This is a genomic window from Kordia sp. (genome assembly GCF_965283645.1).
Taxonomy (GTDB): domain Bacteria; phylum Bacteroidota; class Bacteroidia; order Flavobacteriales; family Flavobacteriaceae; genus Kordia.
In genome coordinates, this window is record NZ_CBDIPG010000001.1 from 1,766,484 (window position 1) to 1,782,919 (window position 16,436).

The following is a 16,436-nucleotide window of genomic DNA, read 5'->3' on the forward strand; positions in this document are numbered from 1 at the left end:
ATTTATCGTGTAAAAACTAATTCATTTTCGTTAGACATTTCTTCGCTAAATCCGTAACCTTCATAGTTGAATCCTTTTAAATCATCAATTGTTTTGGCTTCTTTGTCAATAATGTAACGCGTCATGTAGCCTCTTGCCAACTTTGCATACGTCATGATGGTTTTGTATTCGCCATTTTTCAAATCTTTAAAAACGGGCGTTACTACAGGAACTTTTAGTGCTTTTGTATCAACCGCTTTGTAATATTCGTTACTGGCTAAATTCACAAACAATTCATCTTCTTGCAATTCGTCGTTTAGTTGCGTAGTGATTTTCTTTTTCCAGAATTCGTATAAGTTTTTGTTTTTACCAATTGGTAATTTTGTGCCCATTTCCAAACGATATGGTTGCATTAAATCTAATGGTTTTAACAATCCGTATTGCCCTGAAAGAATTCGTAATGAATTTTGCAACACGTCTATTTTTTCTTCTGGTAATGAATACGCATCTAATCCTTGAAAAACCTGTCCGCTAAATGTGTAAATACTCGGACGTGCGTTTTCTGTTGTAAATGGTAAACTCCAGTCTTGATTGCGTTGCCAGTTTAATTCTGACAAAGCTTCAGAAATATGCATGAGTTTCCCCAAACTTTTGGGCGACTTCTTTTTTAATATTTTATTTAAGCGATCTGCTTCTTTTAAAAAACAGGCTTCTGTATGTTTTTGTGTCGGAATTTTGCTATCTAAATCTAATGATTTTGCTGGTGATATGACAATCTTCATTTTTTCTCTTTCGTTTTTTATGTTGTTAAATGTACTCTTTTTCTGTGATTATTTTACCATTCGTAAATGCAAAATTATAGTCGCCTTTGAGTTGAAAATCGGCTACGAATGCTTCTTCCTGCGTTGGAAACCATTTTTTCTTGGTTTTATTAACTAAAATAAATAAACCTTCCGCATTTCCCAACGCGCAAAAACGATCTAAATTTCCGTCATATATTGCTATTGGACGTATTGCTTGCAATTGTTCGTAAATGATTTTGTTGTCATTTGAAACAATTCCGATTTCACTAATATTGACTAAATCTGTAGAAGAAAACGGATGTGTATTGACGATTTCCAAATCTTTTCGCGCAATAAATTCTACAATGTTTCCATCGTTATCGTAAAAGTAAAGTGCTTTTGCATTCCAATTGGAAAAATCTGCAATTTGTTCGCCTTCACACCCTAAAATTTCAGTTCGTTTTTGTATCCAATGTAATGCTTCTTGAATTTTGTATGAAGAAATATTAATGGCAAAGTGTGCCGGATTTGACGTTTTTGCGGTTACAAATGTGAGCAAAGAAGTTCCTATTTTTATTGTAAATTTTTCTTGATCAGAACTAACTAATGGTAATTCTAACACGTGCGTGTAGAACTGTTTCTGATCTTCTAAATTTGTGGTAAAAAGTGTTAATTCGCGAATTTGCATAGTATAAAAATACAATTTTCAACAAAAATTAGAGTATCTTTTAAAGAGTTATCATTTATGTAGAAATAAAGATTGTTTATGATGTAAAGGTATCAGAGAATTGAACGATCTAAAAGATTGACAACTGTAACAAATTAGCAGTTTTCAAAACATATATATAAAATTCTTTCTATGAAAATAAAATCCAACGCATTAGCACACGAGATAGATTCTCCTTTTTATTTAGCAAACAAAGAGTTTTGTGAAGTTTTCGAACGTTTTATTGCCAGTAAAAAAGGGAAAGTAAAAGGTACATTTAATGCCTGGAGTTATGTTATTTTTGGAAAGATTCAAACAAATAAAACTTGGGATTTAAAATACAAACGAGCTGTATATTCTGGCACTGGAAATATTTTTCTTTCTTCAAAATCTCAAAACCTTTTAACTTTGGTAACATGGACTTGTCCTACTGTAAAAACTACAAATGCTACATTTTTTGTTCGAAAAAGGAAATTTACAGATGCGTTAAAACCTTTGTATTCGAAATTACAGGAACATCCAAAATATGTAATAAAGAAGAAAGGCAAACACACTCTATTTTTTTCGAGTGTTTTAAAGATTCTGAAACCGCTTTTTGAATCTGAAGAAATTTATAGAATTACACTGAAAAACAACAAACTAGTTATTGAATTGAGAAGTGAATTGCATCATTTTGATATTTTTGATCAATTGACGAAAATTTCTTAGAATAATTTTATCTTGCAACGCAGAAAAAATAAGCTCATGAAATTATTTAAGAAGATTGATAAAGTGCTAGCCCGTATGGGAAATATTCGTGCTATGGAACGTACACACGTTGATACATTCACTGAAAATAAAATGGAAAATGTTCCTGGAGAACAAATTGCAACTTCAGAACATGGTGGAATTTGGGCTGGACTTCAAGAATTGAATGGCTATATTTTTTTAAATGTTACCATACTTGGCACTACAAAAATTAAAACATTGAAAGGCGCTACCTTAACTTTTTTAGCCGATGAAGAAATTACTGTGAAATCTGATAATTATGAAATTGATTCTGATTATTCAAACCTTTCCAATCGTTGGATGACGCAAATTAGTTTTGAAACTACAAAGCAAGATTTAAACGTTATTAAAAAGAAAAAATACAATCAAATACGCCTTGATTTTAAGAAAAAATCATTGTTGTTTGATGCGAAAAAGTAATTTAGGCAGTCATAATTCACACATTACTTACTCACTTATTTTCTATTCGTTAGATTTCTATCGTAACAATACGGTCATTTTTGATACTTATCTAGTATTAAGCCATGAAATCTAACATTATGAAATCAAAATATATTATATTAATTATTGGAATTTTGTCTATTGTTGCTTCTATTTACATGGTTGTAAATGTTCAATCTATCACTTCTACTATTACTGGTTTTATTTGCGGAATAAGTCTTTTATATAGTTCATATGAATTAAGTAAGCAACAAATGAATAATGAGGAAAGCTAGTAAATTCAGTATTTTGACACAAATGTCATATAAATGCCGCATAAAAACCGCTATCAATACAAACACACCTCCTATAATTTTGTTCAAAAATAAAACTATAAATTATGAATGAAATTGGAGTTAAAATAAAAGAAGCGCGTAAAACAAAAGGACTTACTCAAGAAGAATTATCCGAAACTGCAAAAATCAATTTAAGAACAATTCAACGCATTGAAAGTGGTGAAAGTGAACCACGTGGAAAAACAATGCTACTAATTTGTGAAGCCTTAAGTTTGAATGTCGAAGATATTTTAAATTACGGTCAAAAAACAGACAATCGATTTTTAACCTTTTTGTATCTCTCAACATTATCTTTTTTAATTATTCCTACTGGAAATATTATCATACCATTAATCCTATGGATTACGAATAAAGATAAAATAGTAGGCTTAAAAAAAGCTGGAATAGATCTGTTGAACTTTCAAATCACTTGGTCTATTATTACCTATGTATGCCTTATTTGCGGAGTAGTATTCACTACTCTTATGAATTTCTCAAAATTTAAAATCCTATTTATTGCCTTCTTCGGATTATATATTATAAATATGGTGCTTGCAATCATTGCTGCAATAAGAGCAAATTATGGTAAGACAACTAATTTCCCTAGTCTAATTAAATTTGTTAGGTAATTTATAAAAGATAAAATGCGTAATTGTGTCTACATTTCTGTATGCTTGGCATAATTGCGCCATTTCTCCACACATGTTGCAATGTCAGCTGGAACTTCTGAGTTGAAACTCATTTTCTCTCCTGTTGTTGGATGAATGAATCCTAACGTCTTTGCATGCAAGGCTTGTCGCGGTAAAATTTTGAAACAGTTGTCTACAAATTGCTTGTATTTTGTAAAGGTTGTTCCTTTTAAAATACGTTCGCCACCATAACGTGCGTCATTGAAAAGTGTATGTCCAATATGTTTCATGTGTACACGTATTTGATGTGTACGACCTGTTTCTAACTGACATGAAACTAAGGTTACATATCCCAAACGTTCCAATACTTTGTAATGTGTAACTGCCGCTTTTCCTTTTTCGGCATCATCACCAAAGAAAACAGTGTTTTGAAGTCTGTTTTTAGGATGACGTCCGATGTTTCCTTCTATCGTTCCTTCATCTTCTTCAACATTTCCCCAAACTAACGCGTGATAAATACGCTCCGACGTTTTATTAAAAAATTGTTTTGCCAAATGCGTCATAGCTTCTTCCGTTTTGGCTACGACCAATAAACCACTGGTATCTTTATCGATTCTATGTACCAATCCTGGACGTTCGTTTGAGTTTTTTGGAAGATTCTCAATGTGATACACCAATGCATTAATTAACGTACCTGAATAGTTTCCGTGTCCCGGATGTACGACCATTCCGGCAGGTTTATTTACAACCAATAAATCATCATCTTCATATACAATATCAATTGGAATATCTTCTCCAACTAATAAATTTTCATATGGCGGATGCTCAAATAATACTCTGATAACATCATTGCCTTTTACTTTGTAATTTGATTTTACGGGGTTGTCATTTACATGAATGTTTCCATCTTTGGCGGCTTGCTGAATTTTGTTTCGCGTTGCACCTTCAATGAAATTCATTAAGTATTTATCTACTCGAAGTGGTTGTTGTCCTTTATCGGCAGTAAACGAATAATGTTCGTATAATTCGTCTGATTCTTCTTGTGGTTGTGGAAAATTATGCTCCTGCATTATTCGTCGTTTTCTTCATTGGAACTACTTCCTGGACGTTTTCCGTTTCCTAATATCAATTCAACTTTTGACGTTTTAGGAAGTGTTTGCCCTGGCTTTATTGGTTCACCTTTATATTGCAATCCTAATACCATATCTTTTCCGATATTGTCTTTGTATGTCACTTTTTCAACTCCAAAACCAACTGCATTTAAAGTTGATTCTGCTGTTCTTCTTGTGATTTGAATTACATACGGAATCGTGATTTCACGATATTTGGAAGGATTTATTTTTAGATATATTTTTCTATTTTCTTTTACTTTTTCACCTGCTATCGGACTTTGCTCAATGACAGAAAATGCAGGATAATCAGGATTGTAGTTTGATGTATCTTGCAACATATAATTTAAATCGTTCTCAGCTAATTTTGCTTTTGCATCTTCAAACGAAAGTTTACTTAAATCAGGAACTGTTTTAAAATCGCCTTGATTCGTAGAATAACTCAACCATTGCATCGTTAAAAAAACAATGACAATTAGTATTCCCAACGCCAAACCTAGTTGCTTTAAGAATTCTTTTGATATTAAAAACTTTAAAAATTTCATTTATTAAAACGGTTTTATGGGACAAATATACATACTATTATTCCTAATATTCTACTTTGATTTGTCCACAAATAGATTTACTTTCGTTTGGATAACGTTTATTTGAGTTATTTCTTATCCGAATGAAGAAAAATATAGCCATTATAATGGGCGGATATTCCAGCGAATACGCCATTTCACTGAAAACTGGAAGTGTAGTTTATAAACATTTGAATAATACAATTTATAATGTGTATAAAGTTCACATTTTTAAAGATAAATGGGTTTGTGTTACTACCGATGAAAAAGAATTTCCTATTGATAGAAACGATTTTTCTGTTGTGATTGACGACATAAAAATTACGTTTGATTGTGTGTTTAATGCCATTCACGGAACGCCAGGCGAAGATGGTTATATACAAGGATATTTAGAGTTAGTAGGAATTCCGCATACGAGTTGTGGCATGTATCAAGCGGCTTTGACGTTTAATAAACGTGATTTGCTATCAACATTAAAACCTTACGGAATTAAGTGTGCAACTTCTTATTATTTGAATGCTGGTGATACAATTGACGAACAAGCAATTGTAGCTAAAGTTGGTTTGCCGTGTTTTGTAAAAGCGAACAAAGCAGGAAGTAGTTTCGGAATTTCCAAAGTTCATAAAATTGAGGAATTACAAAATGCCGTTGCAATTGCACTAAAGGAAGATGATGAAATAATTATTGAATCGTTTTTAGATGGTGTAGAAGTTTCTGTTGGTGTGATTAATTATAAAGGTGCAATTACCGTTTTACCAATTACAGAGATTGTTTCTGAGAACGACTTTTTTGATTACGAAGCAAAGTATTTAGGGAAATCGCAAGAAATTACTCCAGCACGTATTTCTCCAGAAATGGAAGCTAATGTTAGAAAGCTTGCCAAAGAAATTTATCAAATTTTAAAAATGGAAGGTTTTTCACGAAGCGAATTTATTTTTAAAGGTACTGAACCTTATTTAATAGAAGTGAACACGGTTCCTGGAATGACCGAAGAAAGCATTTTGCCACAACAAGCAACTATTGCTGGAATTTCATTACCCGATTTGTTCGGAAATGCCGTTGAATTGGCTTTGTCTAAAAAGTAGTAACTTGCTACAGACTATCACGAAATTTTACATACATGAAAAGAGCACTTTTTCCTGGATCGTTTGATCCGATTACGTTAGGACACTACGACATTATTAAACGTGGTGTAAAATTATTTGATGAAATTATTGTTGCCATTGGTGTCAATGCAGCTAAAAAATATATGTTTAGCTTGGAACAACGTAAGAAGTTTATTGAAGATGTGTTTAAAGATGAACCCAAAGTAAAAGTTGTGACGTATGAAGGTTTGACAGTTCATTTTTGCGAAAAAAATAATATTGATTTTATCTTGCGTGGACTTCGAAATCCTGCTGATTTTGAGTTTGAAAAAGCAATTGCACATACCAATCGTGATTTGGCTCCTGTAGAAACTGTTTTCTTGTTAACCGCCGCAAGCACTTCGTATATTTCGTCGTCTATTGTTAGAGAAGTAATTCGAAATAATGGAGATTATACGTTGTTAGTCCCTGAGAGTGTTCGTGTTGTGAGTTAGTAAGAAAAGTTTTTACATTTGTAATTTCTTTACAATTTTAACATTCAACATTTAACATTCAATATTCCTTGTTCGATATTAACATTGTAACAAACTAGATCTCGATACAAAAAATACTTCTTCATTTTTCACTCAATCTGACGCTTTTACATTTTACATTAATCACTTCATATGTTTATAAATCAATGTAAATAGTTGCGATGCTACAAATGGTTTTAGAATCATGTCGTTCATTCCTGAGTTGATTATTTTGTGAAAACTATCATCTAAAGAAACTGCCGTAAATGCTATAATTGGAACTTCTTTGTTAAATTTTCGAATGGCTCTTGTAGCTTGGTAACCGTCCATTTCTGGCATATGAATATCCATTAGTATAACATCGTAATTATTTTCTTTTACAATTTCGATCGCTTCTTCTCCACCAGCAACAATATCTGTTGTTATGTTTTTTGTAGATAGAATTTTCTTCGTTAGCATTTGATTGATTCGGTTGTCATCAACTACCAACATTTTTAAGTGACTGAAATCAACGCCATCTAAATCAAACTCACCAATTGTAGTAACCGCTTCTGTTGTTTTCGGAAAACGAATATCAAATGTAAATGTTGTTCCTTTATCTTCTTCACTTTCAAGTTTGATATCACTATTGTAAACTTCCAATAATTTTTTTACAATGGATAATCCTAATCCAGAACCTTGATATTCTTCATTGATTGCATCATAGTTTTGAGAAAACATTTCAAATACTTTTTCTTGCTTTTCTTTCGGAATTCCGATTCCAGTATCTTGTACACAGAAATGTAGCAATATATCTTCTAAATTTTCTTCAACTTTTTCAACACTTAACCGAATTGTGCCGCCTTTTGTAAATTTGATTGCATTACTAATTAGATTTATTAAAATTTGAGATATTTTTAAACTATCACCTACTAATAATTCTGGAATTTCTGTGTCGTACGCAATGTGTAATTTGTTTTCTCGCTCTTTTATTAGTAAATCGAACGATTTTAAAATGTTATCAATATTTGTTTTTAAATTAAATGTAGACGCACCAATGGTAATTGTATTATCTTCTAATTTGTTTGCCTGAAGAATATTGTTTACTAATGATAATAAGTGATCACCTGAAAATTTTAGCGATTTTAGATATTGCTTTTGTGATGGTTTTGGGTTTTCTTCTAATAGTAAATGTGTAATTCCGGTTACTGCATATAAAGGCGTTCGCAATTCATGACTCATCATAGAGAAAAAGTTTGACTTCGTTTTGGACGTCATTTCAGCTTTCAACTTTGCTTCTTCCAATTTGTTGTGCTTGATGCGCAATAACTTGTTGCTTTTAATCTTCTTGTAAATTGCTTTAATCAATAATGCACCTAAAACCAAACAAACTAATAAAAGTAAGATGATGATAATTACAAAAATTTTGGAACGATTTACAATTGCGTTTTGTCGTTCACTTCGTTGCTCTAAAGCGTCTATTTGAAATTTATCTTCATTTAAATTGTAATTAGATAATAGTTCATCTTTTAATTGTTGATGATCAGTATCTAATTGTTTTTTCAGATTTTCTTGATATTTTATTTGTGCCGCTTTGTACTTGTCCATTTCACCGTTAGACTTGTATATAGCCGCTAATTGCATGTATGAAACTCCTAAATCTTTACTATGTACATATTCATCTTTAATGTGTTTTTCTAGAAATTTTTGTGCTTGTTCATAGTTCTTTAAATGGTAATATGCATCACCAAGTAAAAAACCTAAATAGTTTTTTCGTGCAATATAAAAAGCTTTATTTGATGCTTTTTCAATGCGTTCATACATTTGGCTAACGTGTGTTACAACTTCGGCATATTTCCCTTCTATTTGATACAATTCTATTTGAATCCAATCAAGTACCAATACATTTTCATGATCGCCAGTTTTATACGCCAATTCGTATCCAATGTTTAGGTATGCTGCTACTTTTCCGTAGTTTTTTCGATCTAAAGAAATTCCTGCTAAATACTGATACAGTAAAACTATTTGTTTTTCGTTGTTAAACGTTTTGTAAATTTCTAATGCTTTTTGATAATATTTTTCAGCTTTGTTGTAATAGTTCATACGATGATACGTAATGGCTAACGTGTTGTATGAACTTGCTAAAGATTCATAATCATCATTGTTGATTGAGTTGTAAATTGCCCTGTAACTGTTTGATATTGATTTCCCAAAACTAAAATCACGTGACAGCTCAAAAGCACTATCATTTAAGGCGCTGATACTATCTTTGTCTACATCTTGTGCAAACAATGGTATACATGCTAACAGACAATAAATGATATGTAGTTTCCAGCTATTTTTCATGTATCGACCGTATTACATTATCAATTTTATCGTATAGTATTTCTGGTTCAAACGGTTTGCTAATAACGCCGCTAATTTCTGTATCAACAACTTTTGCATAGGCTTCAGAAATTTCCATTGCAGTTAATAAAATGATTGGAATGTTGTTGTTGTTTTCACGAATTTTATCAATAGTTTCAATACCATTTAGTTTTGGCATGAACATATCCATCAGAATTAAATCAAATTCTTGCTTGTCCAATATGTCCAAGGCTGAAAATCCACTGTGTACAACTTTGGTTACTATGTTTTTGCGCTCTAATATTTTTTGAGTTAATAAACCATTTACGGCATTGTCATCAACAATTAAAATGTTCAATCCTTTAAAATCGTATACTTTTGCTTCAAATGTGGTTTCTGTAACTTCTTCAACTACTGCTTTGAGCAACTCTAACTGAAAATAAAATTCGGAACCTTCATTCAATACACTTTTTAAGTGCAATTTAGATTTTAGTACTCTTAGTAAATTATTTACCGTTGTTAATCCAAGTCCTAAATCTAAATAATTATTGCCTTCACTAAGGACAACTCCTTTTTCTAAGTTTTCAAAAATGATATGTTTTTTCTGTTGTGGAATTCCCAAACCATCATCTTTTATTAAAAACTTCAACATCACATGTTCACTCGTTTCACCAATTTTTGTGATGGCAAGTATAATATTTCCATCATATGTGTACCGAACGGCATTGTCTAGTAAGTTGAATAATATTTGAGATATTTTTAAGCTATCACCAAGCAATTGATCTGGAATTTGCTCATCAAACTGAATTTCAATTTTGTTTTTATTTTCTTTTACAAGAAAGCTCACTGAAGTAATTACATTTTGAATACTTTTCTTTAAATCCACTATTTCTTGAACAGTGTTCATTTTACTAGCTTCAATTTTATTCATTTGCAGAATATTATTGATGATTGCCAGTAAATGTTCTCCTGAAAATTTTAATGATTTTAAATATCGTTCTTGATATTCTTCGGGTTTTTCAAGCAATAGTAAATTGGTCATTCCGATAATTGCATACAAAGGCGTGCGCAATTCGTGACTAATTAATGAAAAGAAATTTGATCGAATTTTAGATACATTTTCTATTTGCTTTTTAGCTTCAAAAAGCTCTCTGTTTTGTCCGCTTAACAAAGCATTTGTTCGTATGCGCCATCGTTGATTTAAGTAGAAAAATCCTGTAAATAACAGTAATATCACCAAACTTACAATCAATGCATAAATCAGCTTATCATACCAATCAATGAAGTCTTCTTTTAGTTTTAATTCTTCTTCAATAATTTCCAAACGACTTTCGTAGTCTTCAATTCCATTTTTGAGAATTATTTCTTCAAACGTTTTATCTTTCTCCTTTAGCTTATGCTTTTCATAGAAATAAATATGCTTTTCTAAAGCTTCTAATTCTGCGGCTTCGTTCTTTTGTTTTCTATAAATCTTGATCAAATCTTCATACGATAATGCTAACAATTCGTAATAATCTGTATCATTTTCATCTGACAATGCAATCGTCTTTTTATAAGCTGTTATTGCTTCTTCTATTTTTTGTTGCCCAGCTAAAACTCGTGCATTAAAATAATGTGCTGTTGGTAATATTTTTGAAGAAATAGGATATGTTGCACTTGTGTCGCAATACGCAATTACTTTGTTGAAACAAGAAGCGGCATTAGTATACTTTTCTTGTGCTAAATATAATTGTCCAATATTATATTTTGGATAAATGGAACTCAGATCTTCTCTAAAATTTTCTGAAAGTGCTAAACTTAGACGTAATTGTTTTTCTGCTTCTTCGTACTTTTTTTGTTTAAATAAATAATAACCGATATTATTATAAATTTTCATCAAACCTTTTTGATTGTTTGATCGTTCATAGTAAGAAATTGCATTTCGATAATTTTCAATGGCAAGTTCGCCAAACTCCATTCGAATGTAAACAATTCCTAACGTGCGATAGCTTTCTGCAATAAGGCTATCATTTTCTATAAAATTAGCGTGTTTTAAGGCTTTTTGACTGGAAGCAAGTGCTTGATTAAATTTTCGTTTTGAAGACAATTCTTTCGCTATAGCGTGCAAATTAATAATGCTATCTTTATCTACGGTACGATTTATTTGTCCATGCGATATAGAAACAAAGACAATACATAATAAAAACACACGTATGGTACCCATGGTTTGCGAGTAGGCTAAAAATCTGCTGAAAAAGATACAAAAATTAGCGGTGTAATCTAACTTTTTTTGATACGCAATTTGTAAACAACTAGTTCTCAGGATCCATTACTACGTAATACCTAGGATCATCAATTGCATCTTCAATCACATTCGCTAATTTAGGAGAAGCTTTAACCATTAAAGCCTTACAATCTTCACTTAAATGTTTGACACGTAACTCTTTTCCTGCAGTTTCGTACTTCTTTATTAGATTAAAAATTGCTTCCAAAGCAGAATGATCAGAAACGCGTGATTCCATAAAATCAATCACTACTTTATTCGGATCATTTTTTATATCAAACTTACTATTGAATGCTTGAATACTTCCAAAAAATAATGGCCCAAAAATTTCGTACACTTTAGTTCCATCTTCCAATACTTTTTTACGAGCACGAATACGTTTTGCGTTTTCCCACGAAAATACCAATGCCGAAATTATAACACCTGCAATTACTGCAATTGCTAAATCTTGCCAAACGGTAATTAAAGAAACTGCTATTAAAACAATGGCATCACTTACAGGGATTTTGTTTAAAATTCTAAAACTACTCCATGCAAAGGTTCCAATAACGACCATAAACATGACACCAACTAGTGCCGCAATTGGCACTTGTTCTATTAAACCAGATGCAAATAAGATGAAACATAATAATGCCAATGCGGCTACAACTCCAGATAATCTTCCGCGTCCACCACCTTTGATATTAATAATAGATTGTCCAATCATTGCGCAACCACCCATTCCACCAAACAGACCGTTTAAAAAGTTTGCGCCACCTTGTGCCAAACATTCACGGTTACTATTTCCACGTGTTTCTGTTAATTCGTCAATTAAATTTAATGTCATCAAAGATTCTATCAATCCAATTGCGGCTAAGATAAATGCATAAGGCGCCATCATTAGCAACGCTTCAAAACTCCATAATTCTGCTGTAAATATTTCTGTTTGAAATACTGGCAATCCACCTTTTAATCCGTCAGCTGCTCCGTTACTTCCTTCAACAATAAATGATTTTACTGTAGCAACATCTACATTTCCTAAAATTACAATGGCAGAAACTACAATAATAGCAATCAAAGCTTCTGGTAGTTTTTTGGTCAATTTTGGCAATCCCCACATAATTAACATGGTTAATCCAACCAACCCGAACATTAACCAAAATGATGCATTGCTAAAGAGTGCTGAAAACCAAGCGCCAGCGTCTGACCAAATAGTAACACCATCAGGTGCGATTTTTGGAAACATTGCTAATTGCGACATAAAAATTACAATAGCCAAACCGTTTACAAATCCCATCATTACGGAATGTGGAATCAATCGGACAAATTTTCCAAGCTTAAAAACGCCAGCCAATGCTTGAATAACTCCAACCATTAATAACGTAATAAATAAAAATTGTAATCCTTGTTCTCCTATACCGCCATCAAGTCCGAAAGCGTTTCCTTTTTTTACCAACGCCACCATTACAACTGCCATGGCTCCTGTAGCTCCAGAAATCATTCCTGGGCGTCCGCCAAAAATAGCTGTAATTAATCCCATCATAAATGCTCCATACAATCCAACCATTGGTGGAACATCGGCTACAAAGGCAAAAGCAACCGCTTCTGGCACTAATGCCAACGCAACTGTTAATCCACTTAAAATATCATTTTTGGCATTCGCCGCTCTCTTTCTAATAAACTCAGTCATAATTCTTTGCTATTGTAATTCTTAAAAATAAGAAGCGGCAAAAATACAGTTATTATTTCTACTGACAAGTTTTTAGATGTATGAACTGTAACTAATAAAATTAATTTCGTTGGTTTTATCTAAATTTTAGAAAAGAAGGTTCTATTTTTTTGACTAAGTTTGAAAAGCCAAAATCAATTTTCATGAAAAAACTACTTTTCCTTTGCTCTTTTACATTATTTTTTGCGTGTACTTCTGAACAAAAAGATTCAAAAAACACCTTTGATTTTACAACTACATTTGAAAAATCTGGCGGAACACAAACACCAACGTATCCAGAAGTAATTAACTATTATGAAAATTTAGCTGACAGTTACACTCAAATTCAGTTGGAAACGATTGGGAATACAGATTCGGGCAAACCACTACATTTGGTAACGTTTACTCCTGATGGGAATTTTGATTTTGATACGATTCGAAAAGAAAAAACAGTTCTATTAATAAATAATGGAATTCACCCTGGCGAAAGTGATGGAATAGATGCTACCATGATGTTATTTAGAGATTTGGCAAACGGAACAAAAAAAGCACCTAAAAATGTTGTAATAACTGCAATTCCTGTATATAATGTTGGCGGAAGCTTGAATCGTAATTCGGGTACAAGAGCTAATCAAAATGGTCCAGAAGCGTATGGTTTCCGTGGAAATGCTAGAAACTATGATTTAAATCGTGATTTTATAAAATCTGATACACGAAACGCAAAAGCCTTTGCAACAATTTTTCATAAAGTACAACCTGATGTTTTTGTAGACAATCATGTGAGTAATGGTGCGGATTATCAATATACATTGACACATTTATTTACACAACATAATAAATTAGGGCATGAAGCTGGCAACTTTTTACACAAAACAATGATGCCAGATTTGGAGAAAACATTGCAACAGAATAATTGGGACATTACGCCGTATGTAAATGTTTTTGGTAGCACACCAGAAGCTGGATTTTCGCAATTTATGGATTCTCCAAGATATTCTACTGGCTACACAACTTTGTTTAACACACTTGGTTTAATGGTGGAAACACACATGCTAAAACCGTATAAACAACGTGTAGAAGGAACGTATGCATTAATGGATGCGTTGATTGAAAATATTGAAACAAAACATCACAAAGACATTAAATCAATTCGTGCAAAAACACATACATCTTTTGTAAATGCTAAAACGTATCCTGTACAATGGGAATTGGATAAAAACAATACAACAACATTAAATTTTAAAGGATATGAAGGTCATTTTATTGAAAGTGATTTAACAGGTCAAAAACGCTTGCAGTACGATGCAACAAAACCATTTACGAAAGAAGTTACGTATTCAAATTATTTTAAATCAAAAAAAGAAGTTGTTGTTCCAAAAGCATATGTAATTCCGAAAGGTTGGCATGATATTATTGAGCTTTTACAATTGAATAATGTAGCAATGACAACACTCAAAAAAGATACAATTATTTCAGTTGAAACATATTATATTAAAGATTTCAAAACCTATACAAATCCGTATGAAGGTCATTATACTCATTACAACACGGAAGTAAAAAAAACGGCACAAAATATTGGGTTTACTGAAGGAGATTTTATCGTACAGACAAATCAAACTGCGTTTCGATATTTATTGGAAACCTTAGAGCCTGAAGCCGTAGATTCGTTCTTTAATTGGAACTTTTTTGATACTATTCTACAACAAAAAGAAGGATTCTCAGCGTATGTTTTTGAAGATGAAGCCAAAGAGTTACTGGCAAATAATGCTGTATGGCAAAAGGAGTTTAACGAACTGAAAGCTTCCGATGAAAAATTCACGAATAGCGCATCACAACAATTACGTTGGATTTACAAAAAATCTGATCATTACGAAAAAGCACACATGCGTTATCCTATTTTTAGGATTTTGAAGTAATTTATATCTCGTCATCAGCTCGATGTGAAAAAAATATTTCCTTGATACCAAATCATCTATGGAAACAATACTCAGTTTTTTATTCTAAAAATCTAATAATTTAAGAATCTTAATTAAAATAGTAATTTTATATTTTCATATGAATTTTGAAGTGCTTCCGTAGTTTCAGCTTCGTTTTTCCACACAACTTCAACAATATCTTCTTCAAATTCTGGAAACAATTCGCCATCATATTCAGTGCGCATAGTGTACCAATGTGTTAATTTTAAACGATATTCACCGTTGCGTTTAAACACATGATAGGTTTTTGTAATAAAATCTGTAATCGTTAAACCTTTCACACCAGTTTCTTCTTCTACTTCACGAATAGCAGTTTCTTTGATATCTTCTCCTTTTTCTGTTTTTCCTTTCGGCAAATCCCACTTTCCGTTTCTAAGAATAAATAAAACATCATTATTTTCATTTTTCACCAATCCGCCAGCGGCTTCAACCAAAGGCAATTTTGTAGCTAATAATGGTAGTATTTCATCACATTTATCGTGATAAAGGATCGCTTTGTCTAATTTTTTAGAAGTCATTTTTCCAATAAGCCACTCGAAATCAACGTCTTTCAATAAAAAAGTGTCGGAAATTTCATGCTTATTTATTTCATTTGATAGAATAATAAGCTTTTCATTGATAAAAACTTTATACATTTGCATTATGATTTTTGATAAAAATACAGCTAAAAAGACTGCCGAATTATTATTGCAAATTAACGCAATTAAATTACAACCGCAAGAACCTTTTACATGGGCTTCTGGTTGGCAATCTCCAATATATTGTGATAATAGAATTACGTTGTCGTTTCCACCGATTCGGAATTACTTACGAGAACAATTCGCAAAACATATTGAAAAAGAATACGGAAAACCCGATGTTATTGCTGGTGTAGCTACTGGCGCTATTGGAATTGGAATTTTAGTAGCCGAATATTTAGGACTTCCATTTGTATATGTGCGGCCAGAAGCTAAAAAGCACGGAAGACAAAACCAAATTGAAGGTTTTATCCAAAAAGGTCAAAATGTGGTTGTCGTAGAAGATTTGATAAGTACGGGAAAAAGTAGCTTAAACGCCGTAAAAGCGTTGAAAGAAGCAGCAGTAAATGTAAAAGGAATGGTGGCTATTTTTTCGTATAATTTTGATATTGCGAAAGAAAACTTCGAAAATGCAAATGTACAATTGAATACATTGAGCAATTACGAAAACTTACTTGAGCAAGCTTTAGATACTAATTATATAACGTCTGCCGAATTAGAAACGTTAGAAGATTGGCGAAAAGATCCTTCAAATTGGAACGCAAATTGATTAGAATACC

15 protein-coding genes are annotated in these 16,436 nt (G+C 32.0%); 7 read left to right on the forward strand and 8 right to left on the reverse strand.

From position 1 onward, the window contains the following. Window positions 1-2: 2 nt before the first annotated feature. Both yaaA and ACQ654_RS07650 read right to left on the reverse strand, forming a co-directional pair. A complete protein-coding gene (gene yaaA, locus ACQ654_RS07645) occupies window positions 3-761 on the reverse strand; it encodes a peroxide stress protein YaaA (protein ID WP_430409731.1) in 759 nt (252 codons plus the stop codon). A 25-nt stretch (window positions 762-786) separates the two neighbouring features. Beyond that, window positions 787-1,449 (reverse strand): VOC family protein, encoded by a 663-nt coding sequence (locus ACQ654_RS07650; RefSeq protein WP_430409732.1) that lies wholly within the window; start codon window positions 1,447-1,449, stop codon window positions 787-789. Between the two features lie 171 nt (window positions 1,450-1,620). Between ACQ654_RS07650 and ACQ654_RS07655 the strand changes: the two genes are divergently transcribed. The 3 genes from ACQ654_RS07655 to ACQ654_RS07665 all read left to right on the forward strand — a co-directional run bounded on the left by ACQ654_RS07655 (window position 1,621) and on the right by ACQ654_RS07665 (window position 3,619). Continuing rightward, window positions 1,621-2,175 (forward strand): hypothetical protein, encoded by a 555-nt coding sequence (locus ACQ654_RS07655; protein ID WP_430409733.1) that lies wholly within the window; start codon window positions 1,621-1,623, stop codon window positions 2,173-2,175. 36 nt (window positions 2,176-2,211) lie between these two features. Beyond that, complete coding sequence (locus tag ACQ654_RS07660; protein ID WP_430409734.1) at window positions 2,212-2,655, forward strand: hypothetical protein; 444 nt, start codon at window positions 2,212-2,214, stop codon at window positions 2,653-2,655. 400 nt (window positions 2,656-3,055) lie between these two features. Beyond that, entirely contained in the window at window positions 3,056-3,619 is a 564-nt protein-coding gene (locus ACQ654_RS07665) for a DUF4870 domain-containing protein (RefSeq protein WP_430409735.1), read from the forward strand. A gap of 29 nt (window positions 3,620-3,648) precedes the next feature. Here the strand turns inward: ACQ654_RS07665 and ACQ654_RS07670 are convergent, their stop codons facing one another. Further along, window positions 3,649-4,689 carry an RluA family pseudouridine synthase gene (locus ACQ654_RS07670; protein ID WP_430409736.1) on the reverse strand — a complete coding sequence of 347 codons (1,041 nt, stop codon included), beginning with the start codon at window positions 4,687-4,689 and terminating at the stop codon, window positions 3,649-3,651. Further along, window positions 4,689-5,273 (reverse strand): PASTA domain-containing protein, encoded by a 585-nt coding sequence (locus ACQ654_RS07675; RefSeq protein WP_430409737.1) that lies wholly within the window; start codon window positions 5,271-5,273, stop codon window positions 4,689-4,691. The genes ACQ654_RS07670 and ACQ654_RS07675 overlap by 1 nt, the downstream gene beginning before the upstream one ends. 122 nt (window positions 5,274-5,395) lie before the next feature. Here ACQ654_RS07675 and ACQ654_RS07680 point away from each other — a divergent pair, with 122 nt between their 5' ends. Both ACQ654_RS07680 and coaD read left to right on the forward strand, forming a co-directional pair. After that, window positions 5,396-6,376, forward strand: a complete 981-nt coding sequence (locus ACQ654_RS07680) for a D-alanine--D-alanine ligase (protein WP_430409738.1) — start codon at window positions 5,396-5,398, stop codon at window positions 6,374-6,376. A gap of 35 nt (window positions 6,377-6,411) precedes the next feature. Continuing rightward, window positions 6,412-6,870 carry a pantetheine-phosphate adenylyltransferase gene (gene coaD / locus ACQ654_RS07685; protein WP_430409739.1) on the forward strand — a complete coding sequence of 153 codons (459 nt, stop codon included), beginning with the start codon at window positions 6,412-6,414 and terminating at the stop codon, window positions 6,868-6,870. Window positions 6,871-7,032: 162 nt separating this feature from the next. Here the strand turns inward: coaD and ACQ654_RS07690 are convergent, their stop codons facing one another. From ACQ654_RS07690 to ACQ654_RS07700, 3 genes are all read right to left on the reverse strand, one after another. Beyond that, entirely contained in the window at window positions 7,033-9,213 is a 2,181-nt protein-coding gene (locus ACQ654_RS07690) for an ATP-binding response regulator (RefSeq protein ID WP_430409740.1), read from the reverse strand. Then, complete coding sequence (locus tag ACQ654_RS07695; protein ID WP_430409741.1) at window positions 9,203-11,416, reverse strand: response regulator; 2,214 nt, start codon at window positions 11,414-11,416, stop codon at window positions 9,203-9,205. The genes ACQ654_RS07690 and ACQ654_RS07695 overlap by 11 nt, the downstream gene beginning before the upstream one ends. 88 nt (window positions 11,417-11,504) lie before the next feature. Next, window positions 11,505-13,145, reverse strand: a complete 1,641-nt coding sequence (locus ACQ654_RS07700; RefSeq protein ID WP_430409742.1) for a SulP family inorganic anion transporter — start codon at window positions 13,143-13,145, stop codon at window positions 11,505-11,507. A gap of 182 nt (window positions 13,146-13,327) precedes the next feature. Between ACQ654_RS07700 and ACQ654_RS07705 the strand changes: the two genes are divergently transcribed. Continuing rightward, a complete protein-coding gene (locus ACQ654_RS07705; protein ID WP_430409743.1) occupies window positions 13,328-15,079 on the forward strand; it encodes a M14 family metallopeptidase in 1,752 nt (583 codons plus the stop codon). A gap of 113 nt (window positions 15,080-15,192) precedes the next feature. Here ACQ654_RS07705 and ACQ654_RS07710 read toward each other — a convergent pair whose 3' ends face one another. Beyond that, window positions 15,193-15,774 carry an NUDIX hydrolase gene (locus ACQ654_RS07710; protein WP_430409744.1) on the reverse strand — a complete coding sequence of 194 codons (582 nt, stop codon included), beginning with the start codon at window positions 15,772-15,774 and terminating at the stop codon, window positions 15,193-15,195. Between the two features lie 7 nt (window positions 15,775-15,781). Here ACQ654_RS07710 and pyrE point away from each other — a divergent pair, with 7 nt between their 5' ends. After that, complete coding sequence (gene pyrE, locus ACQ654_RS07715) at window positions 15,782-16,426, forward strand: orotate phosphoribosyltransferase (RefSeq protein ID WP_430409745.1); 645 nt, start codon at window positions 15,782-15,784, stop codon at window positions 16,424-16,426. Window positions 16,427-16,436: the final 10 nt, after the last annotated feature.

What these genes read in the sequence shown, in the direction of transcription:
- yaaA (WP_430409731.1), bottom strand. Translation starts at nt 761, where the DNA reads ATGAAGATTGTCATATCACCAGCAAAATCATTAGATTTAGATAGCAAA.
- ACQ654_RS07650 (WP_430409732.1), bottom strand. Translation starts at nt 1,449, where the DNA reads ATGCAAATTCGCGAATTAACACTTTTTACCACAAATTTAGAAGATCAG.
- ACQ654_RS07655 (WP_430409733.1), top strand. Translation starts at nt 1,621, where the DNA reads ATGAAAATAAAATCCAACGCATTAGCACACGAGATAGATTCTCCTTTT.
- ACQ654_RS07660 (WP_430409734.1), top strand. Translation starts at nt 2,212, where the DNA reads ATGAAATTATTTAAGAAGATTGATAAAGTGCTAGCCCGTATGGGAAAT.
- ACQ654_RS07665 (WP_430409735.1), top strand. Translation starts at nt 3,056, where the DNA reads ATGAATGAAATTGGAGTTAAAATAAAAGAAGCGCGTAAAACAAAAGGA.
- ACQ654_RS07670 (WP_430409736.1), bottom strand. Translation starts at nt 4,689, where the DNA reads ATGCAGGAGCATAATTTTCCACAACCACAAGAAGAATCAGACGAATTA.
- ACQ654_RS07675 (WP_430409737.1), bottom strand. Translation starts at nt 5,273, where the DNA reads ATGAAATTTTTAAAGTTTTTAATATCAAAAGAATTCTTAAAGCAACTA.
- ACQ654_RS07680 (WP_430409738.1), top strand. Translation starts at nt 5,396, where the DNA reads ATGAAGAAAAATATAGCCATTATAATGGGCGGATATTCCAGCGAATAC.
- coaD (WP_430409739.1), top strand. Translation starts at nt 6,412, where the DNA reads ATGAAAAGAGCACTTTTTCCTGGATCGTTTGATCCGATTACGTTAGGA.
- ACQ654_RS07690 (WP_430409740.1), bottom strand. Translation starts at nt 9,213, where the DNA reads ATGAAAAATAGCTGGAAACTACATATCATTTATTGTCTGTTAGCATGT.
- ACQ654_RS07695 (WP_430409741.1), bottom strand. Translation starts at nt 11,416, where the DNA reads ATGGGTACCATACGTGTGTTTTTATTATGTATTGTCTTTGTTTCTATA.
- ACQ654_RS07700 (WP_430409742.1), bottom strand. Translation starts at nt 13,145, where the DNA reads ATGACTGAGTTTATTAGAAAGAGAGCGGCGAATGCCAAAAATGATATT.
- ACQ654_RS07705 (WP_430409743.1), top strand. Translation starts at nt 13,328, where the DNA reads ATGAAAAAACTACTTTTCCTTTGCTCTTTTACATTATTTTTTGCGTGT.
- ACQ654_RS07710 (WP_430409744.1), bottom strand. Translation starts at nt 15,774, where the DNA reads ATGTATAAAGTTTTTATCAATGAAAAGCTTATTATTCTATCAAATGAA.
- pyrE (WP_430409745.1), top strand. Translation starts at nt 15,782, where the DNA reads ATGATTTTTGATAAAAATACAGCTAAAAAGACTGCCGAATTATTATTG.